Raw genomic sequence first — 22672 nt, 5'->3', positions numbered from 1 at the left:
TCACTCCCTTACCAAGGGCGAGCTCCCTCTGCCGCCTGACGATGCCGGGGCGTTCGTTCAAACCAATCACTCCCGCACACCTTCCAATATGTTCCGTCCCATATCTGCCACCACTCCAGTGCACCTCCGAGCGCGCCAATCACCGCCGATTGCCGCACGATGTCTTGTTTCAGGGGGTGTTCGCTCAAGCATTTATGCCCGGAAGCGCAGTGTCTCCACAAAATGGGTGAAGGCGGACGAAGCGTGCCGTCGGTGTGGATAATAGAGGTGATAGCCCGGCAGATCGGGCGTGAACCGGCTCAGCACACGCACCAGCCGGCCTCCATCCAAATGATGCTGCACCTGGTCGAGTGGTAAATAGGCGAGGCCGTGGCCGTCGAGCGCGGCATCAAGGATCAGGTCGATCGTATTGAAGACGAGCGGCCCGTCGACCCTCACCCGCGTCTCGCGGCCGCCGCGCATCAATCGCCATTTATTCAGCGTGCCGGAAGTCGGTAGCCGCAAATTGATCGCACGATGATCGATCAGTTGCGCCGGCGAACTCGGAACAGTGTGCGTGCGGAAATAATCCGGCGAGCCGACGATCGCCATCGGGATGTCAGGCCCGATACGCACCGCTATCATGTCTTTCGCCATCTCCCCGCCGAGCCGGACACCAGCGTCGAAGCGATCAGCCACGACATCGGCAAGGCCGTAGTCGACGGTGAGATCCACCGCGATGTCCGGGTTACCCGGCAGCAGCCGCTTCATGGCCGGGACAATGATGGTCTTAGCCGCGTGCTCGACGGTGGTGATACGGATTGTTCCGGTCGGGCGGTCGCGCAATTCGCCGAGCGAGGCGATGGCGGCGTCCAGGTCGTGCAGCATGGGACCAAGCGTCGCGATCAGCCGCTCGCCCGCCTCAGTGGGCGCCACGCTGCGCGTCGTACGCGACAGGAGCCGCATTCCCAGCCGTTCCTCGATCCGCTTCACGATCTGACTGAGCGCGGATTGCGCCATGCCGAGGCGTTGAGCCGCCTTGGTGAAACTGCGTTCCTCGGCAACGACTACAAAGGCCGCCAGATCGGCAATTTCATCCCGCCGCATTCATCATCTCAATGATAGACCTAATAAGAATTAACCGCCTAATTCGTGCAATCTTTCTGCGCTAGATTCTGTTCATTCACAAGGGCGTTCAAAACCAAACGTACCGTTCGCGTTCAACGCGGCGGGCCGCGCGCTTCAACGGAAGGAGACTGGAAATGGACAAGATCAGCTTCGCCAATTCGAACAACAAGACGATCACCATGTCGGCCGTCATCAATTTCCCCGCAGGCTTCGACGAGAAACGCAGCTATCCCGCTATCGTCGTCTCGCATCCCGGCGGCGGCGTAAAGGAGCAGACGGCCGGCACCTATGCCAAGAAGCTGGCGGAACGAGGGTTCGTCACCATTGCTTTCGACCGCTCCCACCAGGGCGAAAGCGGCGGCGAACCGCGCCAGCTCGAAAATCCCTACATCAGCACCGAGGACGTCAGCGCTGTCATCGACCACCTGATCACGCTGCCTTACATCGACAAGGACCGCATCGGTGCGATGGGCATCTGCGCTGGTGCGGGTTACACGGCGAATGCCGCGATCCAGGATCGCCGCATCAAGGCCATCGGCACCGTCAGCGCCGTCAACATCGGCTCGATGTTCCGGAACGGCTGGCAGAATACCGTCCGGTCGATCGACGCCTTGCCGCTGATCGAGGCCGGCTCGAACGCCCGCACCTCGGATGCCAGTGGCGCCGCGGTTGCGACCATGCCGCTCGCGCCATTGACGGAAAGGGACGCGCCAAACGAGGAACTCCGTCAGGCCTGGGAGTACTACCACACGCCGCGCGCCGAATGCGCAACCGCACCCGGTTTTGCGACGCTGCGCAGCCTGAACCAGATCATCACTTACGATGCTTATCATATGGCGGATGTCTACCTGACCCAGCCCATACAGATCGTGGCTGGGAGCATGGCGGGTTCGAAGTGGATGAGCGACGACCTGTTCGATCGCGCCGCCAGCACGGACAAGTCCTTCCATGTCGTCGAGGGCGCCAATCACATGGAACTCTATGACGGTCGGAAATACGTCGACGAGGCTGTTTCGGTGCTCGCGCCCTTCTTCCAGCAGAAGCTGAACGCCGCTGATGCTGCGAAGGCCGCAGCGGAGTAACACCGCAAATCCGAACCCCAATCGCCGGGCTGCGCCAGCGCCGAAGCGGCTCCCAGCGGGTGAGCGGACAGCCCGGTATTCAGTCAGGAGAGCACTCCATGAAATCCGGCCAAGTCCAAAACCCCGACATGGCCTGGCACATCGCGGCGAACATCTTGTTTCCGCCGGGCTTCGACGAGTCGAAGAAATACCCGACAATCATCAGCGTTCATCCATTCGGCAGTTGCAAGGAGCAGACCTCGGGCAATGTCTACGGCAAGGCGCTCGCCGAGCAGGGCTTCGTCGTCATCGCCTATGACGCCAGCTTCCAGGGCGAATCCGGTGGATCGCCGCGTTGGATCGAGGACCCGACGCAGCGGGTCGAGGATGTCAGCCGTGTCATCGACTATGCGGTGACGCTTCCCTATGTCGATGAAAATCGCATCGGCGTGCTCGGCGTCTGCGGCGGCGGGGGCTATGCGGTGAATGCCACCCTGACCGAAAAGCGCATCAAGGCCGTGGTCAGCATCACCGGCGTGAACATCGGCCGGCTGTTCCGTGAAGGCTTCAGCCAATACGATCCGCTCGGCGCGCTCGAAGCGATGGCGGCGCAACGCACCAAGGAGGTTCGCGGCGGCGAGCTTCAAGTCAATGAGTTGCTGCCCGCCAGTCCGGAGCAAGCCACCAAGAACGGCTTGACCGAGCGGGACGTTTTCGAGGCGACGGACTACTACAAGACGCCGCGCGGCCAAAAGCCGGGTGGTGCGACCAGGATGCTATTCTCACATGCGCAGAAGGCGCTCGCCTGGGACGCGTTCGCCTTTGCCGAGACGCTCCTCACGCAGCCCGTCATGGTGGTGGTCGGCCAGAAGGTGGGTGCCTTCGGAGCCTATGGCGACGGCATGGAGATATATGGCCGCGCGACCGGCTCGAAGGACCGTCAACTGGTCTCGCTGGAAGACTGGTCGCATTACGACCTCTACGACAAGCCCGAGCCGGTGGGCATGGCGCTCGAAAAGCTTATTCCGTTCTTCAAAAAGCATCTGAACGAGCCGGTCGCCGCACGCCGACGCGAAGCAGCCGAATAAGCATATTTGATCGAGGGTATTAGCCGGCCCTGCTCGTCCGCCTGGCGAATGGATGGGGCCGGAGATGAACTCTGGTGCCAATGAGCACGTCGCATAGGACAGGCGCGATCGGCCTTCGAGCCTGCTCCAGACAGTTTCATGAGGAGAAGAAAATGACGAAGGTGCTCATTCTCGGCGCAAGCGGACAAATCGCCCGCCACGCCATCGGGATGCTGGCCGGCGAGGATGATGTGCGGCTGACGTTGTTCGCTCGCAACGCCGCCAAGCTGGTGGAAGTGCCCGCCAACGCTTCCGTCATTCAGGGCGACGTGCTGGATGCCACGCAACTCGGTGCGGCGGTGAAAGGACAAGACATCGTCTATGCCAACCTGACCGGCGAAGACCTCGATGTACAGGCAAAAAGCGTCATCGCCACAATGCGGGCGGCGGCCGTCAACCGATTGATCTTCATCCTGTCACTGGGAATTTACGATGAGGTGCCCGGCAAGTTCGGCGAGTGGAACAACACGACCATCGGCGAGGATTTGAAACCCTTCCGCCGCGCCGCCGATGCCATCGAGGCATCGGGGCTGGAATACACCATTATCCGCCCTGCCTGGCTGATGGATGAGAATGAAGTGGACTGTAAGCTGACGCGGCGGAATGAGCCGTTCAAGGGTACCGTCGTCTCGCGCAAGAGCGTGGCCGATCTGATCGTGAAGATTATCCGCTCGCCGGGCCTGCACCTGCGCGGCAATATTGGCGTCAACAAGCCCGGGACCGACGGCGAGAAGCCCTATTTCATGTAAAGTTGCCGCTATTGCTTAGAGGAGGCAGAACGCTCCTCAACCAGCGCGGCCCGGCGTCGTGAGCTACCATCCTCGAAACAGTCAGAAGAGCGTGACAGAGCAGGACAAGTCGGTCGAAAACCAGACGCGATTTCAATGAGTTCCGGCTGATCTTCAGTTGGCATCTTAGAGGGCTAAGGCGTAGACGAGTTCTCATCGCCATCCTGCACTACCCGCAAGCAATCCGCGGCGATAAGGGCGCGGCGATGGCAAGCCAGCGCGACGCCAGGCGATTGCTCAGTCGGATTGCTGGGTGCGCTCGGCGATCGCGAATGCCTGCAGGTTCTTGGCCTTGCCTATATCCTGATCCGCGTTTGCGATGATCGAAAAGAAGGCCGCTCTGGCAATGTCCTTCTTCGAGGCGTTGGGATGCGCTTTCTGAGCTGCCTTGACAAGCTGCTTGGGAGACATGTCGGGCGTGACGATCCTCATGAGGGTGTCGCCGATCGCACTCATTTCACTTGCGTCCATGACGGGGTGTCCTGTGCTGACCGTGAGGCCACAATAGCAAGGATCATTCGCGGCTGCCAAGATGGAACCTGCACAAGATAGCACCTGAAATAGAAAACCCCACCGGCAGGGAACCGGAGGGGTTAGTCCTGGGAGGACGCGGGTCGCGCTGCGTTCGCAAACCGCGCGCTCGCCAGATATCGCCCTGTTGCGACACCTATGTGACAATGGCGGGCGCCGCTGTCGCACTGCCCGTCGCAAACACGACCCCAAAGCCCATATCAAGCCTTTGGAAAGGAGAGATGTGCTTCTGTTCAGAAGCCCAGGCGCAGACCGCGCCGGCGACAGACAAGGCGATAGAGGCGGGTGAATGGATATCTTTGGCATCAAGGCGCTGCTGATCTGCGCATTGATCTTCATTCCGTTCGAACATCTGTTCGCCGAGCGGCCGCAGAAGATCTTTCGCAAGGGCTTCGATGTCGATCTGATCTATCTGATGTTCAACGCCTTCATCGTAAAGGTGGCCATGGTCATGATGGCGGCCGTTGTCCTCCACGTCGCCGCAGTCCTTGTCCCTCAATCGGTGACGCGAGCCGTCAGCGGTCAGCCCGTCTGGCTGCAGGTTGCGGAAATCATCCTGATCACCGACATCGGTGTCTACTGGGCGCATCGCGCCTTCCACGAAATCCCCGCGCTTTGGAAGTTCCATGCGGTTCACCACGGCATTGAGGAACTGGACTGGCTCGGCGCTTTCCACTCCCACCCGGTCGACGCGATTGCCACAAAGGCGATATCGCTGATGCCGATCTTTCTCCTTGGGTTCTCCGAGGCCTCGATCGCCGTCTTTTCGATGATCTACTTTGGGCACACGATGCTCGTTCATTCAAACCTGCGGGTTCCGTTCGGCCCCTTGAAGTGGCTGATCGCCAGTCCGCAGTTCCATCGCTGGCACCATGCCAACCAGCGCGAAGCCTATGACAAGAACTTCGCTGGGCAACTGCCCCTCCTCGACGTGCTGTTCGGCACCTACAATGCCACCGGCAACAAGGCGCCGGAAAAGTATGGCGTCGATGATCCGATCCCTGCCAGCTATTTCGGACAGGTCGGCTATCCGCTCCGGCCCCGCAGGAAAGTTTCGAACCGAGCCCAGCCGAGCACCGAGGCCTGACGAGCTAGCATCGAGAACGCAGGACCCATGGCCAATCGACATTTGCCGTGTCGCCTTGTGGCAGCAGACGCTGCGTCGAGAGCCGGTTTTGGCCGCTGCCGGCAAAATTCCAGCCTCCACATCCGGAAGGCTTTTGGCGTCGAATCGGCTAAGCCTTGAGACATGAACGAGACCTCACTCTATGCGCCGGTGAAGCGGTTCCTCGAAAGTCTCGACTTCGTCGTGAAGGGGGAAATTGGCGGCTGCGACATCGTCGCGTTGCGCGAAGGTGAGCCGGCGGTCGTCGTCATCTGCGAATTGAAACTGCAATTCAATCTCGAACTGGTGCTGCAAGGCGTCGACCGCGCGGCGGCTTGCGACGAAGTATGGCTGGCGGCGCGCATGTCGGCGCGGGGCAAGGGCCGCGAAAGCGACGCCAGGTTCCGCAACCTCTGCCGCCGGCTCGGCTTCGGTTTGCTTGGCGTGACCGCGACTGACCGTATCGAGGTGCTTCTCAGTCCGGTTGCGCCTGCGCCGCGCAAGAACGCTCGACGCCGCTCCCGCCTTGTCGACGAGCATCAGCGCCGCCGCGGCGATCCTGTCGCGGGCGGAGGGTCGCGCAATCCGATCATGACCGCTTACCGCCAAAGCGCCCTCGCCTGCGCGGCCGCAATGGCCGATGGTCCCAAACGGCCGCGCGATCTGAAGGTCCTGACGCCGATCGCGCCGAAAATCCTGCAGCATAATGTCTATGGCTGGTTCGCGCGCGTCGACCGTGGCCTCTACGATCTCACGGATGCCGGCCGCGCCTCGCTGGTCCGTTGGCCCCCGGTCTCGCATGACGAAGTCCGACACGAGATTTTGATTGCGCCGCCCCCCTGAATGCCGGGATTTGCCGGGCATGAAGTGCCCCTCTCTGTTGATTTTTCAGACAAAATATGGTGCTTGTCCCGCCCATGAAGACACTCTGCATGGTGGCCGTGGCGTCGCTGATATTGGCCTTCCCGGCCAGCGCAATGGACAATGCTTTGCGTGCCGGGCTGATGAAACTTGATCCGCAAACCCGCCTCGAGCAGCGGTGCGATGCCGAAGTTCTGGATCGGATCACCCACGATGACCGCAAGTTCAAAGCCGATCGCGTCGTCGCCTACGCCTTCGCGACGCCCGAGATGAGCGCCGATGCGATCAGGAGCCCGGGTGCGGCGTTCCGCAGCAAAGGACAGTGGTACCGGCTGAAATTCAAGTGCCAGACGGGACCGGACCATATGCAAGTTCTCCAGCTCCGCTACCGAATCGGCGATGAGATCCCGGAGGGCGACTGGGCAAAGTACAATCTCTACGATTAGTTTTTTCGCGAGTTCGGGTCCGCGTTGGCTCGCGAGCCGGCGGTTGCTGAACATTCCCTGTAATGCCACGGCCACGAATTGGTTTTCCAGTGTTGTCCAGTGCTGTGTCTTGACGCCAGCGGACCATCCCTTTAGGCCCGTTTTGACAATCGACGACGAACACTCGGCGAAGGGCTTCCAGGTCGATGGAAATATTTACCGCCGCGGGCCTGTCGGCTCTTCTTCAGGTCATCGCCATCGACCTTGCGCTCGCGGGCGATAACGCCATTGTCATCGGCCTCGCCGCGGCCGGCTTGCCGGCCAGCCAGCGCAAGCGGGCGATCCTCGTCGGCATTGTGGCCGCCACCATTCTTCGCATTTTCTTCGCTCTGATCACGCAATGGCTGCTTACCATTGGCCCCATGCTGCTGATCGGAGGCGGCCTGTTGCTACTGTGGGTCTGCTGGAAGATGTGGCGCGAATTGCGTGTCAGCCACGAGCAGGAGCGTGACGCTGCCGAATCGCTGTCCAATGGCGGCTTCGACAGGGATGGGGCCGGCAAGGGACCGAGCAAGACCTTCTCGCAGGCCGCCTGGCAGATCGTGATCGCCGACGTTTCGATGTCGCTCGACAACGTCCTGGCCGTCGCGGGAGCGGCAATGAACCATCCGACGGTGCTGATTGTCGGACTGGCTCTGTCGATCGCCTTGATGGGCTTTGCCGCATCCTTCGTCGCGCGCCTGCTGCACAAATACCGCTGGATTGCCTATATCGGTCTGGCGATCATTCTCTACGTCGCAGTCAAGATGCTGCTGGACGGCGCGGTGCAGCAATTCCCCGAGCATTTTGCCTTCCTGGAGCCTTGGTTCGGGTCGGGCGGACACTGAGCGGCAAGCACCGCGCCGGCCGGCGGTTTGCCTGATCGCCGAACCCGTGCTATTGCGCCGCCCAAATTGAGCTCCTGCCGGAGCCATGCAAACCGTCATATGTCGAGATGTCGGGCCGGATCAGCGTTTCCGGTCCGCATCCATTGGAACCTTGCCCATGTCCGCCCCGCGCGTCAGCTTCGTCAGTCTTGGATGTCCCAAAGCCCTTGTGGATTCCGAGCGCATCATCACGCGCCTGCGCGCCGAGGGCTATGAGATCGCGCGCAAGCATGACGGCGCCGATCTCGTTGTCGTCAACACCTGCGGCTTCCTCGATTCCGCCCGCGATGAATCGCTCAATGCCATCGGCTCCGCCCTGTCGGAGAATGGCCGGGTCATCGTCACCGGCTGCCTTGGCGCCGAGCCCGACGTGATCCGCGAAAAGCACCCCAACGTGCTGGCGATCACCGGGCCGCAGGCCTATGAAAGTGTGATGGCCGCCGTGCATGAGGCGGCCCCTCCTTCGCATGATCCCTATATCGACCTGCTGCCGCCGCAGGGCGTCAAGCTGACGCCGCGCCACTATGCCTATCTCAAGATCTCGGAAGGCTGCAACAACCGCTGCACCTTCTGCATCATCCCGGCGCTGCGCGGCGATCTCGTCTCGCGGCCGGCCGCCGACGTTCTGCGCGAAGCCGAGAAACTGGCCAAGGCCGGCGTCAAGGAACTCCTCGTCATCTCGCAGGACACCAGCGCCTACGGCATCGACATCAAGTACCAGACGTCCATGTTCGGCGACCGCGAGGTGCGGGCGAAATTCCTCGATCTATCGCAGGAATTGGGCAAGCTCGGCATCTGGGTGCGCATGCACTATGTCTACCCGTATCCGCACGTCGCCGATGTCATCCCGCTGATGGCTGAAGGAAAAATCCTTCCCTATCTGGACATTCCGTTCCAGCACGCCTCGCCGCGGGTGCTGAAGAACATGCGCCGGCCTGCACATGGCGAAAAGACGCTCGAGCGTATTCGCGGCTGGCGCGACGTGTGCCCGGATCTCGCCATCCGCTCGACCTTCATCGTCGGATTCCCCGGCGAGACGGACGATGATTTCGAGATGCTGCTCGATTGGCTGGACGAAGCCAGGATCGATCGCGCCGGCTGCTTCAAATACGAGCCGGTGCGCGGCGCCCGCTCCAACGATCTCGGCCTCGAACAGGTGCCGCAGGAGATCAAGGAAGCGCGCTGGCACCGCTTCATGCAGCGCCAGCAGAAGATTTCGGCGACGCAACTCGCCAAGAAGGTCGGCAAGCGCCTGCCGGTGTTGATCGACGAGGCGCACGGCACCTCGGCCAAGGGCCGCACCAAATACGACGCGCCCGAGATCGACGGCTCGGTCCATATCCAGTCGCGCCGCCCGCTGCGCGCCGGCGACATCGTCACCGTCAAGATCGATCGCGCCGACGCTTACGATCTCTACGGCTCAGCAGTCTAGGCCGTGGACTCATCATTAACGCGCAGCCACAGCCGTATTGACGCGAGTTGGACGAATGCGAGGTAATTGGGCGCGAGCTGGTCGTAGCGGGCCGCTACACGCCGACGGTGTCTGATCACGTGCACGTGGCCGAGCGGCTTGCCTGGTTCGAAACCGCAGACGCCCTGCCGCGCTGTAACCGCAGCAGGGCGGTGGGCCGCCAGTACGGCACGGCCCGCGCCAATCCTGACGACTTCTTTCGCCGGCTACGCCGCTTTGCTGGCCGGCGCCGCGTTGTCGACGATCACCGGCGTGTCGAACCAGGTGATCTCAGGCGCGCCGCCAAAGACCTTCGTAACGTGCTCGCGCCACTCTGTGCTGTAGGCGGCCTCGGCCGCGGCACGCGATTCCCAGAGATAGACGCCACCGGCCGTGCGCCCATCCTCCGCCCGCAGGTAATATTTCCGGATCAATCCCGGCAAACTGCGGTACTTCGGGGCGCTCGACTCGAAATGACGCGTCGCCTCATCGAGGCTGATCGGCTGTGGCAGCCGGAATTGCACCACTGTGGTGATTGTATTGCGCACGACGTTTCTCCTCTCTGATCGGGTCATGCGACCCGGCATTCATCTTGACCGTAAGGCGCCCGGACACGGCATAGCCAGCGTGAGAGACTTGGCATCTGCCTATTTTTGTCCCATCATCGCCTCCCGGAGGAACGTTACGTTAGCGGCAGCAAAGCCTGGGCTGAATTCGCGAAATCTCGACGCGCCTTGTGCAAATTTGCACAGGACAGGGGCTCGCCATGCAGTGGGATGATTTGAGGATATTCCTTGCTGTCGCGCGTGATGGATCGATCAGCGGCGCGGCAAAACGGATCAACGTGCAGCATTCGACGGTCTCGCGCCGTATCAAGGTGCTGGAACAAAAGCTCGGCACGCGCCTGATCGAGCGCAAGGCGTCGGGCTACGAACTCACCAGCGCCGGCGAGGAACTCAAGCTCGCTGCCAGCAAGATGGAAGTCGAGGTGCTGGAGATCGAAGGCGCGCTCGGCGGCGAAGAAGATCGTCCAACCGGCGTACTGCGCGTCGCTGCGATCAACAACATGGCCTCGTCGGTGCTGATGCCGATATTCGCGCGCTTCAGCGCAAAATATCCAGAGATCGAGCTGCACATACAGGTCTCGAACAAGTATGTCAGCCTGGCCAAGCGCCAGGCCGATGTTGCGATCCGCCAGACCAACACGCCGCACGAGACACTGGTCGGCACGTTGCTCAGCAAGGTCGCCTCTGCCGTCTATGGCGAGCGCAACTATGTGGCCTCATTGCGCTCCGGTGCGACGCCGAAATGGCTGGGCGTGGAATGCTGCGCCTCCCACCAGTCGTGGACAAATGCCGCGTGCCCCAACCGCGACCACAGCTTTTTTGTCGACGATACTTTGTTGACCCTCGCGGCGTTGCGCGAGGGAATGGGCCTCGCCTATCTGCCGTGCTTCATGGGCGACAATGACGCCCGACTGCTCCGTTATCTCGCCCCGGAGCCGCATCATGATGTCGGCCTCTGGCTGCTCTACCATCCCAATCTCCGACGCACCAAGCGTGTGCGGCTGTTTCGCGAACACATGCTGGCGGAAATCGTGGGCCAGCGGGAGCTGTTCGACGGTTCGAAGCCGCGACGTGACGATCGGAACAATTTCGACACCATGCCGTCGCCGCAACCGAAACGCCACGAACGACAGGCTGCACCCAGCGTGAAATAGAGTTTGGCCTCCGTTGCCGTTGTGGCGCAACATGTCGCCTTCTGGCCCCTTCTCGGGCCTCCAAGGGCGCCGCAGTCACCATGTCCGCGTTCACGCTGCTTCCGGTGTACAAGCGGATATCGAAGCGTGATCGTTCCGAACGCCCCGTTATGAGTACATGACCCAGAGCGGTTCGTTGAGCCGCTCCAGGTCGTCGTTTTTGCGCAATTCCGGACGGAAAACCGCTACGCACTTTTCCTGGAATTGCTGGATTTATCCCATTTGGCGATAGTTGCGGCCATTTACCCTGTTTGGCTGCCACCTGCTTTATGGTTTGCGGATCGTAAACGCAGAGGCTTGGCATGGACGCCAGACCTGCCAGGCAGAACTACTTTGCAACGCTGGACCTGCTGAGGTTGGCTGCTGCAGTCGCCGTCGTGCTGTATCACTACTGCTTTCGTGGCCCAGCGGCCGGGGCCCCGCCGCAACGCATCCCGCCGAATAAAAAGGGCGCCCTGCGGCGCCCTTCCCCAATTTGAGGTCGCCGTCGCTTACTGCGGCAGCTTGTCGTCGACGCCCTTCACATAGAAGTTCATGCCGAGCAGCGTGCCGTCGTCGGCAACCTCGCCGTCCTTCAGCCATGGCGAGCCGTCCTGCTTGGCAATCGGCCCGGTAAAGGGGTTCCAGCCGCCGGCAATCTTCTTCTCGGTCGCCTCGGCCATCGCCTTCACGTCGTCGGGCATGTTGGTGTAGGGCGCGAGCTTGACAGCGCCGTCCTTGATGCCGAGCCAGACATTGTCGGGCTTCCAGGTGCCGTCCATGGCCGCCTTCACCCGGCTGATGTAGTACGGACCCCATTCGTCGGTCAGCGAGGTCAGCTGCGCGTGCGGCGCGAACTTGATCATGTCGGAAGATTGTCCGAAGCCGTGCAGCTTGCGCTCCTCGGCCACCTGCAGCGCCGCGGTCGAATCGGTGTGCTGGACGATGATATCGGCGCCCTGGTCGAACAACGCCTTGGCCGCGTCGGCTTCCTTGCCGGGATCGAACCACGAATTGACCCAGACGATCTTGGCCTTGAAATTCGGGTTGATCGACTGCGCACCGAGCATGAAGGAGTTGATGCCCATGACCACTTCCGGGATCGGGAAGGACACGATGTAGCCGGCCACGCCGGACTTCGATTCCTTGGCCGCGATCTGGCCGAGCACGTAGCGGCCTTCATAGAAACGCGCATTGTAGATGCCGAGATTGTCACCGGTCTTGTAACCGGTGGCGTGCTCGAACATCACCTTCGGAAACTTCTTGGCGACCTTCACTTCGGCGTCCATGAAGCCGAACGACGTGCCGAAGATGATCTTGCAGCCTTCGCGCGCCAGGCGCTCGAAAGCACGGTCGGCATCGGGGCCTTCGGAGACGTTCTCCAGATAGGCGGTTTCGACCTTGTCGCCGAGCGCCTTCTCGACCTCGAGCCGGCCCTGGTCGTGCTGGTAGGAATAGCCGAAATCACCGATCGGGCCCGTGTAGACCCAGCAGGCCTTGAACTTGTCGGCAGCCTCTGCGGACGCAGCCAGCGAAAGTGCCGCTGTCGTGGTCATCAGGGCAATAAGCAGTTTTTTCATCGTGTTACCTCTCTGAGTTTAAGCCTTGGAGCTTCCCGTCTTTTTATTGTTGTCAACGATCCGGAACGAATGGCTGCCCCAGGGATGCCGGCGTGTTCATCATCGTCAGACGCTTGTTGCGCGAGATTAGAACGAGAACCACGACGGTTGCCAGATAGGGCAGAGAAGAAAGCATCTGCGAGGGCACAGGAATGCCAAAAGCCTGTGCATGAAGCTGGCCGATCCACACCGCGCCGAAGATGTAGGCGCCGGCCAGCACCCGCCATGGCCGCCATGACGCGAACACCACCAGCGCCAGCGCGATCCAGCCACGGCCCGCGGACATGTTCTCGACCCACTGCGGCGTATAGACCAGTGACAGATGGCCGCCGGCAAGGCCGGCGCAGGCGCCGCCAAAGATGACCGAGAGATAACGGTAGCGGATGACCTTGATGCCGAGCGCATGCGCCGAGGCATGACTGTCGCCGATCGAGCGCAGCGTGAGCCCGGTGCGCGTCTTGAACAGAAACCACATCACCGCCGCCGTCAGCGCGATTGAAATGTAGAACACCGGATCCTGGCCGAACAGCAGCTTGCCGACGACCGGGACCGAGCTCAGCCCGGGAATGTCGAGATTGGGCAGCCTGACACCCGGCTGGCCGACGAAGCTCGTTCCTATCATGCCGGAGAGGCCGAGGCCGAGCAGGGTCAGCGACAGGCCGGTGGCAACCTGATTGGTGGCGAGCGACAGCGTCATGACCGCAAACAGCAGCGAGAACAGAGCTCCCATGGCGATGGCCGCCAGAAGGCCGATCCAGGGCGAGCCGGTCAGATAACCGGCCCCGAAGCCGGCGACCGCGCCCATGATCATCATGCCTTCGACGCCGAGATTGAGCACGCCGGAGCGTTCGACCACCAGTTCGCCGATCGCCGCGATGAGAAGCGGCGTCGCCGCCGTGGCGATGGTCAGGAGGATGTTGACGGTGATGTCCATCAGCGGGCTTCCTTCAGCTTCGGCGCGGCTTCCAGCTTCGCCGCGCCATCCGGTTTCGTCAGCGCCAGGCCGATCAGCCGGATGCGGTAGTGAATGAGCGTGTCGCAGCCGAGCACGAAGAACAAAAGCATGCCCTGGAACACTCTCGCCACCTTGTCGGAAATGCCAAGCGCGCTTTGCACCGCCTCGCCGCCGAGATAGGTTAGCGCGAGCACCAGGCCGGCTGCGATGATGCCGAGCGGATTGAGGCGGCCGAGGAATGCCACGATGATGGCCGTGAAGCCATAGCCGGGCGAGATCACCGGCTGTAATTGCCCGATAGCGCCGGAGACTTCCGAGATGCCGGCAAGACCGGCCAGCGCGCCAGACAGCAGGAAGGCGAAGAACACCATGCGGTTGAGGCCGAAACCGGCGAAGCGCCCTGCCCTTGGGCTGGAACCCAGCACGCGGACCTCGAAGCCCTTGAGCATGCGGCCCATCAGGATCCAGATCAGCACCGCGGCAACGAGTGCGAAGACGAAGCCCCAATTGGCGCGCCCGGCATCCGGCATCAGCTGCGGCAAGGTAGCCGCATCGCCGAATTGGATTGTCTGCGGGAAGCCGTGGCCTTGCGGATCGCGCCATGGACCGCGCACCAGCCAGTCGAGGAAGAGCTGGGCGACGTAGACCAGCATCAGGCTGGTCAGGATCTCGTTGGTATTGAACCGGGTCTTCAGCAAGGCCGGGATCGCCGCATAGGCCGCGCCACCGACCATGCCGAGCAGAAGCATCAGCGGCAGCACCAGCGGGCCTTCGAATTGTGGAAACAGCACCGGAATGATGGAGCCGAAGATAGCGCCGAAAATGAACTGGCCTTCGGCGCCGATATTCCAGATGTTGGCCTTGTAGCAGACAGACAGGCCGACCGCGATCAGGATCAGTGGCGCCGCCTTGATCGCCAGTTCGTGCAGTTGCCAGACTTGGCTGATCGGCTCGATGAAGTAGATCCGGAACGCCGTCAGCGGATTGACCCCGAGCAGCGCGAACATAATGGCGCCGGCGATGATCGTCAGCGCGAAGGCGATGAATGGTGACAGCATCGAAAACAGCGCGGAGCGCTGCGGGCGTTTGACGAGTTCGAGGCGCATCATGCCGTCTCCAGCGTGTGTTCGGCGTGGCCGGGCTCGGCGCCACCCATCAGCAGACCGACCTTCTCAAAGGTTGCTTCGGCGATCGGCATCGGCTTGGAAAGCTCGCCATTGTGCATGACCGCGATCGCGTCGGATATTTCGAACAGTTCGTCGAGATCCTGGCTGATAACCAGCACCGCCGATCCGCCGCGCGAAAGCTCGATCAGCGCCTGCCGGATATGGGCGGCGGCACCGGCGTCGACGCCCCAAGTCGGCTGGTTCACCACCATCACGCTTGGCCGGCGATCGAGTTCGCGGCCGACGATGAATTTCTGCAGATTGCCGCCCGAAAGCGCTGCAGCTTCGGGATCCGGCGCGCTCTTGCGCACATCCATTGCCTCGATGATGCGTTGGGAGGCGGCGTAGACGGCCCCGCTCTTGACCATCCCGCCAGTGCCGACAAAGGCCTTGCCGTCGGTGGCATGGCGCGACAGCAGCAGGTTTTCGGAGAGCTTCATGCGTGGTGCCGCGCCATGACCGAGACGCTCCTCAGGCACGAAGGCTGCCCCTAGCAGACGCCGTCCGGTGATGGTGAGGCCACCGGCATCCTTGCCGCGGATGCGCACCGAGGCGGCATCCTGCTGCAAGACTTCGCCGGAGACGGATTCGAAGAATTCGCCCTGGCCATTGCCGGCGACACCGGCGATACCGATCACCTCGCCGGCACGGACGTTGAGGCTGATGGTCTTGAGCGGAATGGAGAACGGCGTCGCGGGCTTGCGGCTGAGGCTGCGGATTTCGAGCAGTGGCTGCGCGGTTTCGATCCCCTCTACCGGCGCCCTCACCACGGCCTGCACCTCGTTGCCGACCATCATGCGGGCGAGCGAAGCGGCAGTCTCTTGGCGCGGGTTGCAGTGACCGACCACCTTGCCATGCCGCAAGACGGTGGCGCGGTCGCAGATGCGTTTGACCTCCTCCAGCCGGTGCGAAATGTAGAGGATCGATTTGCCTTCCGCGCGCAGCCGCTCCAGCGTCTCGAACAGCTTGTCCGCTTCCTGCGGCGTCAGCACCGAGGTCGGCTCGTCGAGGATGATGAGCTGAGGCGTCTGCAGCAGGCAGCGAATGATCTCGATGCGCTGGCGCTCGCCGACCGACAGGTCGCCGACCAGCGATTCCGGATCGAGCGGCAGGCCATAGCTGTAGGAAAGCGCCCTTGCCTTCGCCGCGATGCTGCTGATCGGCGAGCCGTCATCCAGCGACAGCGCGATGTTCTCGGCCGCGGTCAGCGCCTCGAACAACGAAAAATGCTGGAACACCATACCGATGCCGAGTTTTTTCGCGGCGCCGGGGCTGGTGATCCGCACCGCCTGGCCGTTCCAGAAAATCTCGCCGGAATTCGGCTCCAGCGAGCCGAACAGCATCTTGACCAGCGTCGATTTGCCGGCGCCGTTCTCACCGAGCAGCGCGTGGATCTCACCTTTGGCAATGTTGAGGTCGACATGATCGCACGCGGTCAGCGTGCCGAATATCTTGGTCAGGCCACGAACCTCAAGCAGGTTCGCCCCATCATGATTTGCACTCACAAGTGCCTCCCATCCGGATTGCCGGATATGTTCTGTGTTCCCGCAAGCATCGTATGCGTGGCCAGCTCTTGTGCGAAAGCAGCACCCGACTTGAAAGAGCTTCAAGAATTTCAGCGGAAACTCAAGGGTAAAGATCAGCCTTCCTTGCCTCAACATGCAGCAGGCCGGCTTTTCGTGCAAACGGTGCCCGCGACCGCGGCAATACGGTGAAAACCAAGGCAGCCCCCCTCAGGGAACCAGGATGGTCGTCCCCGTCGTCCGTCGGCCTTCAAGATCCTGATGTGCCTTGCCGGCGTCTTTCAGTGCATAGCGCTGGTTGATCTTGATCTCGACGGCGCCGCTGAGCACCACCTCGAACAGCGCGGCCGCCGAGGCGTCGAGGTCCTCGCGTCTTGCGTTGTAGACGAAGAGCGTTGGCCTGGTCGCGAACAACGAACCTTTCTGGGCCAGCAGGGACATGGAGAACGGCGGGATCGGCCCCGAGGACTGGCCGAAGCTGACGAACATGCCGAGCGGCTTCAGGCAGTCGAGCGAGGCCGGAAAAGTATCGTTGCCGACAGAATCGTAGACGACGTCGCATTTCCTGCCGTCGGTGATGGCGGCGACGCCGGCAACGAAATCCTGCTCCTTGTAGTTGATGACATGGTCGAAGCCGTGCGCCTTGGCGAGTTCGATCTTGTCGCTCGAGCTTGCCGTGCCGATGACGGTCGCGCCCAGATGTTTCGCCCATTGGCCGAGAATCAACCCGACGCCGCCAGCGGCGGCATGAAACAGGATCGTGTCGCCCGTCTTGACCTTGAAGGTCCGGCGCAGCAAATACTCGGCGGTCATGCCTTTCAGCATCATGGCGGCGGCCTGCTCGTCGCTGATGCCGTCCGGAACCTTGACGACCCGGCTGGCGTCGATGACGCGTTCTTGCGCGTAGGCGCCCGTTGTTACGGCATAGGCGATCCGGTCCCCCGGCTTCAGCCAGTCGACGTCCTGCCCGACCTCCAGCACCAGGCCGGCGGCCTCGCTGCCCGGAATGAGCGGGAACCCGCCGGGCGGCGGGTAAAGGCCCGAGCGATGATAGACATCGATGAAGTTAAGGCCGATTGCCGTATGCCTGACCAGGATCTGCCCCGCTCCCGGCCGGCCGGGATCGGCGTCCTCATAGGTCAGAACCTCCGGGCCGCCATGGGCGTGGATGCGGATTGCTTTGGACATGGATTGAGCTTCCTCTGGGAGCTGCCGATCAGGTCTTCTTGGCACCGAGATTTGGAAAGAACTGCATGATGCCACCGATGCAGGCCAGATAAAGCCCGGTAACGGTGATGCCGATCTTGGTGAAAGTGCTGACCTGTTCGCCGAGCACGCCGATCTGGTCGTAGAAGGCTGCGAGAGCCGCCTGTGCAAGGGCAAGCGCGCCGAAGGCGCACCACAAAAGGGTGATCGTGAGATTGATGCGGCGCAGCCGCACCACCCGCACCGGATGAATGAAGTTGATCGGGATGAACGTCAGGATGCCGGCCACCACCACCACGGCGAACGAAACCCATTGTCCCGGCTCGATGACGAACAGCGTGAACACCACCATGTTCCAGACGACGGGGAATCCCTTGAAGAAATTCTCCTTCGTCTTCATGCCGGTGTCGGCATAGTAGATCGCGCTGGAGACGACGATGATCGCCGCCGACAGAAACGACAGGCCCTCGCCCATGAAGCCGCGCTGGTAGAGCGCGAAGGCCGGGATCAGCACGTAGGTCACGTAGTCGATGATGTTGTCGAGGAGTTCGCCCGACCATGTCGGCAGGATTTCCTTGACCTCGAGTCTTCGGGCGATCGGCCCGTCGATACCGTCGACGAACAGCGCCAGACCAAGCCACCAGAACATTGCCGTCCAGCGCTCCTCGCTCGCCGCCACCAGCGACAGGAACGCAAGGAACGAGCCTGATGCCGTGAGCAGATGGACGGAGAACGCCCTCGCCTGCGGCCAGGTGACTTTCTTTTTGGGTCGCGGAATCCGGTCGGCGATCTTCTTAGCGGCTTTCCTGGCCGTTGTGTTCTTGCTCACGGGCCCCGCCAATCCAGCTTGCAGATTTCGGCCGAGCGGCCTGCAAAATTCCAGTTGCGGCCGAAGGCCCGCATCTTGCTCTTGTCGGACCTGGCCACGATGATCTCCGGCGCGATCCAGTATTCCGAATTGCTGATCACCGTATCCTTCTCGCGATCCTTGCCCGGAATTGGCGTGACCGCCCCGTCTATGATCTTCGGTATCTGGAAGATACGCGTCTTGTCCCGCGTCTCATAGGTGATCGGCACCTGTTCGACACCCAGGAATTTTCCGACGAGGATCGACAGCAGCGATGTGGTCCCGCCCGCCGCGCCGGTGAAGATCTTCGTCAATGCCTTGACCGCATAGATCGAGGCGCGTTTGTCGATGAACAGGCCCGCGGTCCAGTTGCCGCGGCTCATGTAACCGGGGATTTCCATGATCAGTCCAAGGTTGAGGCCGGAAAGATCGACCTCGCCGAAATGTCCGGAATCGATACGGAAACCAGCCCAGGTCTGGCAATAGCCCTCGGTCGGAGGGTGACTCCCAAGCGACAGCACGCAAGGGCAGAAAACCGTGCAATTGCAGGAGAGTACGAGCTCTCCTTTCATCGCCCAGCCCTGATCTGTCATCGAATTTCCCCCAGTCACAGCGAGATTACTAGCAGCGCGGCTGCCCAGACAAGCAGTATCGCACCGCCCAGCCGGGTTGGAAGACTGCCCGTCGTTTGTTTTTCAATCAGGGTGAACAGGCCGATTAGCGCCATCCAGAAGACGTTCATCACGCCCACGGCGAACATCACCAGCATCAGCGCCCAGCAGCAGCCGAGGCACCAGAAGCCTTGGGCGATACCCAGCCTGAAGACGCGGCCCGCTTTGGCACTCCAGTTCGAAAACAGGATCGAGAACGGATTGCGGCACTTCTTCAGACAGGCCTCCTTGAGGCCGCTGAACTGGTAAAGACCGGCAATCAGCAATGCGATTGCGCCGGCAACGCCAAGCAGCGGCTCGAACAGTTCGTCGGATGCGGCGAATGTATGCACCGCGAGCGTGAGTGCCGCGAACAGCATCGAGGCGGCGAACCAGACGCCAAGATAACCGGCGACCAGCACCAGCGGATGAACGACCGGCTCGCCCTTGATCCGGGCTGTATCGGCGATCTCGCAATAGGTGCGGACCATCGGCGCAGCGGACGGCAGCATCGCGGCGATCGCCATCAGGAACCACATGAGGATGAGTGCCATGGCACTCAGGCCGACGCTTCCATTCAGCGGCGCCGGAGAAAGGCAGAGCGCGAAGAACCGTTCCAGAAAATCGGGCAGCGGCAGTTGCGGCAGGCCACGCAGGAGAGCATCGCCCGGCGCGCCGCCCCGAGCCTCGGCGCCGCGGATCGCCATCGCGGCCAGCGACAGCCAAGCGAGCAGAATGCTGGCACCGACAACGATGTTGACCGTCAGGCGCGGCTTGCGCGCGACATTCGCCATGGCGCGGCCGGCGCGGTCGAGATGGCTGAAATCGTGCTGGTGGCCGGTCATGACAACCGAATGGGCCGAATCGCCGCGTTGATCAAGCCGCATGATCTGACCTATATGCTCCTCCACTGGCAGGTCTGGTTGGGCCGCCTCGCACAGCAAGCCGGAAAGCCGATCTTGGAGCATCAGGAAACAGCGCGCATACTGATTGCCGGCACCGGGCCGGCGGGGCTGATCGCGGCGCTCGCTTTCGCCGGTGCCGGCTTCCCGGTGACGCTTGTCGGGCCAGAGGCTTCAGCCCCCGATGGCCGCACCACGGCGCTGATGAGCCCTGCCCTGAAGGTACTGGAGCGACTTGATGTCCTCGAAGCGATCAAGTCCAAAGCCGCACCCTTGAAAGTGATGCGCATCGTCGATGCGACCAGCCGGCTGATCCGCAGCCCCGTCGTCACCTTCCGCGCCAGCGAGATCAACGAGGAGCAGTTCGGCCTGAACCTGCCCAACAGCGTCTTTGCTCCGGCGCTTGCTAGCAAGGTGGCCAATCATTCCGGGATCGAATGGCTGAGGTCCATGGTCAAGACCTGGCATCTTGGTACCGGCAAGGCCCATGCCGAACTGGCGGATGGCAGCGAGGTTGACGCATCGCTGGCAGTCGCGGCCGATGGACGCCAGTCGCCGGCTCGCGAAGCGGCAGGCATTTCGACCGCCGCGCGCTCCTACCCGCAAGCAGCGCTGGTGCTCAATTTCGGCCACAGCCGCGACCATGCCTTCGCTTCGACGGAGTTCCATACCGAGACCGGTCCGTTCACGCAGGTTCCGTTGCCCGGCAACCGCTCAAGCCTCGTCTGGGTGGTGAAGCCCGAGACCGCCAAGGACCTTGCCGCATTGGATGATGCAGCGCTCTCCTTGCGGGTCGAGCAGCGGATGCAGTCGATGCTGGGTCGGGTGACGGTGGAGCCGGGCCGGCAGATTTATCCGCTTTCAACCGTGACCCCTCTGCGCTTCGCGCGACAGCGTGTGGCGCTTGTCGGCGAGGCCGCCCACGTATTCCCGCCGATCGGTGCGCAAGGTCTCAACCTTGGCATCAGGGATATCGACGATCTGGTTGGAATTGCGAACGAAAATCGCCGAGATCCAGGTGCGGCCCGGGCCCTTGCCGCCTACGATTTCAAACGCCGCCCCGATATTCTGGCACGCAGCAGCGCCGTCAATCTGCTCAACATGTCGCTGCTTTCCGACATGCTGCCCGCGCAGATGGCACGTGGCGCCGGTCTCGGCGTGCTTGGCGGGTTTGCGCCGCTCCGCGCGTTTTTCATGCGCGAAGGGCTTCGTCCCGGCAGCGGCTTCGCGGCGCTTGCGGGCGGCCTGCGAAAGCCAATGCGCCGGTAGCAATTTTGCGGACATCCCTGCGACCCACGACGCCGGAGCGCGTCGAGATTGATCACGTCGATCAAAACCTTTGCGCCGCGATCCGCGTAGATTGAGGACGCTCAAACGCTCCGGGATTGAATTGAGTCGGAGTCTACGCCAAATAAAGTCAAGGAATTCAGCGGTGAGTACGATGAAAACGGCCAAATTCGCAATCGGACAGGTGGTTCGCCACCGCCTGTTTCCGTTTCGAGGCATCATTTTCGACGTCGACCCGCAATTCGCCAACACCGAGGAATGGTACGAGGCGATCCCCGCCGATGTGCGGCCGCGCAAGGACCAGCCATTCTATCATCTGCTCGCCGAGAATTCGGAAACCGAATATGTCGCCTATGTATCCGAGCAGAACCTGCTCGAGGATCAGTCCGGGGAGCCGGTCCGCCACCCGCAGATCAAGGAGATGTTCGACAAGAAGCCCGACGGGCGATACGAGCCGAAACGCCAGTCGCGGCACTGATCCGCCGGCAAATCCAGGGAAGGCCGGGAACGAAAAAAGCGGGGCATGACCCCGCTTTTTGACCCGGGAATGACCCGATGCCGGTGATCAGTTGGCGGTCTTCGCCTTGTCCTGCTCGTCCTTGAGCTTCTTGGCGAAGTCCTGGTTGTTCTTGGCCACGAAGTCCTGAAGTTTCTTCTGCCGGTCTTCGATATCAGACTGCTGCAGCGGCGGGCCGTCATAAGCGCCGCTGAAACCCTGCAGCGCGATCTTGATCGGGTTCGGCTGGTTCTGGAAATTGACGGAGGTCAGCGTAATCGCCTGGCCCTTCTTGAAGGCTCCGACGAGCTGGTCGGTCAGCGGTACTTCCGCAACGCAACGATCCGGGAAGCAGATGACATAGTCGAGCTTCTGCGCCTTGCCGGTGTCGATCTGCAGGCCGATGCCGGGAGGCACCAGACGGCCGGTCGGGACCGTCACCTGAAACACCTTACGGTTCACTTTTCCCTTCAGCTCGATCAAGCTCACACCAGTGACGAGCTGGCCATTGCCGGCGGTGACGATGTTCTGGACGTTGCAGATGTCGACGTCCTCCTGCTTGGTGCAGGCCTTGAACCAGCCCTGCGGGATTTGCGGCTGCTGCTGTGCGGAAGCAGAGGGAAGTCCTGCGCCCAGAAAGCCGGCCACGCCTGCGGCCATGACCGAAAGGCGGTACGCATTGCTGTTCAGGCTCGTCATGTCGTGCACTTCCTCTCAAATGATCCTGGGACCGGCTTCTTCGTGCCGTGTGGTCCAGCTACCTGTTGCCGAAATGAGGCAACAGAATGACTTCGGACGGCGTGTTACACTGCAAGCGGTGCTGAATCCAGCCCGCCCACTTGTAATTCTTGATGACACCATTGGCCGGCACACAGTTGCCCCATGCTAGGGTGCGCACCGAA

Annotated in this window: 23 protein-coding genes and 1 pseudogene; 11 read left to right on the top strand and 13 right to left on the bottom strand. The window is 61.8% G+C overall.

Features of this window, described 5'->3' with window-relative positions:
- Positions 1–192: 192 nt before the first annotated feature.
- Positions 193–1086, bottom strand: a complete 894-nt coding sequence (locus tag FJ548_RS07265) for a LysR family transcriptional regulator (protein ID WP_140606897.1) — start codon at positions 1084–1086, stop codon at positions 193–195.
- Between the two features lie 155 nt (positions 1087–1241).
- On the opposite strand from FJ548_RS07265, the gene FJ548_RS07260 reads away from it, so the two are divergent.
- The 3 genes from FJ548_RS07260 (at position 1242) to FJ548_RS07250 (ending at position 4044) form a co-directional block, all read left to right on the top strand.
- Positions 1242–2189 (top strand): alpha/beta hydrolase, encoded by a 948-nt coding sequence (locus tag FJ548_RS07260; RefSeq protein WP_210242646.1) that lies wholly within the window; start codon positions 1242–1244, stop codon positions 2187–2189.
- A 98-nt stretch (positions 2190–2287) separates the two neighbouring features.
- On the top strand, positions 2288–3256 hold the full coding sequence (locus tag FJ548_RS07255) for an alpha/beta hydrolase (protein ID WP_140777514.1): 969 nt from the start codon (positions 2288–2290) through the stop codon (positions 3254–3256).
- Between the two features lie 152 nt (positions 3257–3408).
- Positions 3409–4044 carry an SDR family oxidoreductase gene (locus FJ548_RS07250; protein WP_140777513.1) on the top strand — a complete coding sequence of 212 codons (636 nt, stop codon included), beginning with the start codon at positions 3409–3411 and terminating at the stop codon, positions 4042–4044.
- A 276-nt stretch (positions 4045–4320) separates the two neighbouring features.
- On the opposite strand, the gene FJ548_RS07245 is transcribed toward FJ548_RS07250, so the two are convergent.
- Positions 4321–4554 carry a hypothetical protein gene (locus FJ548_RS07245; RefSeq protein WP_140606901.1) on the bottom strand — a complete coding sequence of 78 codons (234 nt, stop codon included), beginning with the start codon at positions 4552–4554 and terminating at the stop codon, positions 4321–4323.
- Between the two features lie 349 nt (positions 4555–4903).
- On the opposite strand from FJ548_RS07245, the gene FJ548_RS07240 reads away from it, so the two are divergent.
- The 5 genes from FJ548_RS07240 (at position 4904) to rimO (ending at position 9363) form a co-directional block, all read left to right on the top strand.
- Positions 4904–5701 carry a sterol desaturase family protein gene (locus FJ548_RS07240; protein WP_140777512.1) on the top strand — a complete coding sequence of 266 codons (798 nt, stop codon included), beginning with the start codon at positions 4904–4906 and terminating at the stop codon, positions 5699–5701.
- A gap of 162 nt (positions 5702–5863) precedes the next feature.
- A complete protein-coding gene (locus tag FJ548_RS07235; protein WP_140606903.1) occupies positions 5864–6562 on the top strand; it encodes a DUF2161 family putative PD-(D/E)XK-type phosphodiesterase in 699 nt (232 codons plus the stop codon).
- 56 nt (positions 6563–6618) lie between these two features.
- A complete protein-coding gene (locus tag FJ548_RS07230; protein WP_181168730.1) occupies positions 6619–7026 on the top strand; it encodes a DUF930 domain-containing protein in 408 nt (135 codons plus the stop codon).
- Between the two features lie 185 nt (positions 7027–7211).
- On the top strand, positions 7212–7892 hold the full coding sequence (locus FJ548_RS07225; RefSeq protein WP_140777511.1) for a TerC family protein: 681 nt from the start codon (positions 7212–7214) through the stop codon (positions 7890–7892).
- Between the two features lie 157 nt (positions 7893–8049).
- Positions 8050–9363 (top strand): 30S ribosomal protein S12 methylthiotransferase RimO, encoded by a 1314-nt coding sequence (gene rimO / locus FJ548_RS07220; protein WP_140760282.1) that lies wholly within the window; start codon positions 8050–8052, stop codon positions 9361–9363.
- Here rimO and FJ548_RS07215 read toward each other — a convergent pair.
- Positions 9360–9479, bottom strand: a pseudogene (locus FJ548_RS07215) (IS5/IS1182 family transposase); the annotation flags it as partial. The gene rimO and the pseudogene FJ548_RS07215 overlap by 4 nt on opposite strands.
- Positions 9480–9608: 129 nt before the next feature.
- Positions 9609–9929, bottom strand: coding sequence for a YdhR family protein (locus FJ548_RS07210; RefSeq protein WP_246678576.1), 321 nt, complete (start codon positions 9927–9929; stop codon positions 9609–9611).
- 218 nt (positions 9930–10147) lie between these two features.
- On the opposite strand from FJ548_RS07210, the gene FJ548_RS07205 reads away from it, so the two are divergent.
- Positions 10148–11101: a LysR family transcriptional regulator gene (locus FJ548_RS07205; RefSeq protein WP_140760280.1), complete on the top strand. Its 954-nt coding sequence runs from the start codon at positions 10148–10150 to the stop codon at positions 11099–11101.
- A gap of 530 nt (positions 11102–11631) precedes the next feature.
- Here FJ548_RS07205 and FJ548_RS07195 read toward each other — a convergent pair.
- From FJ548_RS07195 to FJ548_RS07160, 8 genes are all read right to left on the bottom strand, one after another.
- Positions 11632–12699 (bottom strand): BMP family ABC transporter substrate-binding protein, encoded by a 1068-nt coding sequence (locus FJ548_RS07195; protein WP_140606908.1) that lies wholly within the window; start codon positions 12697–12699, stop codon positions 11632–11634.
- A gap of 52 nt (positions 12700–12751) precedes the next feature.
- Entirely contained in the window at positions 12752–13672 is a 921-nt protein-coding gene (locus FJ548_RS07190; RefSeq protein WP_140606909.1) for an ABC transporter permease, read from the bottom strand.
- Positions 13672–14802, bottom strand: a complete 1131-nt coding sequence (locus FJ548_RS07185) for an ABC transporter permease (RefSeq protein WP_140606910.1) — start codon at positions 14800–14802, stop codon at positions 13672–13674. Before FJ548_RS07185 ends, FJ548_RS07190 begins: the two co-directional genes overlap by 1 nt.
- Positions 14799–16364 carry an ABC transporter ATP-binding protein gene (locus FJ548_RS07180; RefSeq protein WP_140606911.1) on the bottom strand — a complete coding sequence of 522 codons (1566 nt, stop codon included), beginning with the start codon at positions 16362–16364 and terminating at the stop codon, positions 14799–14801. Before FJ548_RS07180 ends, FJ548_RS07185 begins: the two co-directional genes overlap by 4 nt.
- A gap of 228 nt (positions 16365–16592) precedes the next feature.
- Positions 16593–17570, bottom strand: a complete 978-nt coding sequence (locus tag FJ548_RS07175) for a quinone oxidoreductase (RefSeq protein WP_140606912.1) — start codon at positions 17568–17570, stop codon at positions 16593–16595.
- Positions 17571–17598: 28 nt separating this feature from the next.
- Positions 17599–18417 carry a phosphatidylcholine synthase gene (pcsA, locus tag FJ548_RS07170; RefSeq protein WP_140606913.1) on the bottom strand — a complete coding sequence of 273 codons (819 nt, stop codon included), beginning with the start codon at positions 18415–18417 and terminating at the stop codon, positions 17599–17601.
- The gene (locus FJ548_RS07165) at positions 18414–19028 is read right to left on the bottom strand and encodes a DUF1326 domain-containing protein (RefSeq protein ID WP_140606914.1); all 615 of its coding nucleotides are present in this window, start codon (positions 19026–19028) and stop codon (positions 18414–18416) included. The genes pcsA and FJ548_RS07165 overlap by 4 nt, the downstream gene beginning before the upstream one ends.
- A 14-nt stretch (positions 19029–19042) precedes the next feature.
- On the bottom strand, positions 19043–19972 hold the full coding sequence (locus FJ548_RS07160; RefSeq protein WP_140606915.1) for a DUF2182 domain-containing protein: 930 nt from the start codon (positions 19970–19972) through the stop codon (positions 19043–19045).
- A 72-nt stretch (positions 19973–20044) separates the two neighbouring features.
- Between FJ548_RS07160 and FJ548_RS07155 the strand changes: the two genes are divergently transcribed.
- Positions 20045–21256 (top strand): UbiH/UbiF family hydroxylase, encoded by a 1212-nt coding sequence (locus FJ548_RS07155; RefSeq protein ID WP_140607078.1) that lies wholly within the window; start codon positions 20045–20047, stop codon positions 21254–21256.
- A 172-nt stretch (positions 21257–21428) separates the two neighbouring features.
- Complete coding sequence (gene hspQ / locus FJ548_RS07150; RefSeq protein WP_140607079.1) at positions 21429–21752, top strand: heat shock protein HspQ; 324 nt, start codon at positions 21429–21431, stop codon at positions 21750–21752.
- Between the two features lie 87 nt (positions 21753–21839).
- Here the strand turns inward: hspQ and FJ548_RS07145 are convergent, their stop codons facing one another.
- Positions 21840–22469 (bottom strand): invasion associated locus B family protein, encoded by a 630-nt coding sequence (locus FJ548_RS07145; protein WP_140606916.1) that lies wholly within the window; start codon positions 22467–22469, stop codon positions 21840–21842.
- Between the last annotated feature and the right edge of the window lie 203 nt (positions 22470–22672).

Origin of the sequence: Mesorhizobium sp. B2-4-17, assembly GCF_006441275.1 — a bacterium.
Lineage (GTDB): Bacteria > Pseudomonadota > Alphaproteobacteria > Rhizobiales > Rhizobiaceae > Mesorhizobium.
The sequence above is the reverse complement of the archived record's forward strand: the minus strand, read 5'-3'. Positions and strand labels throughout refer to the sequence as shown.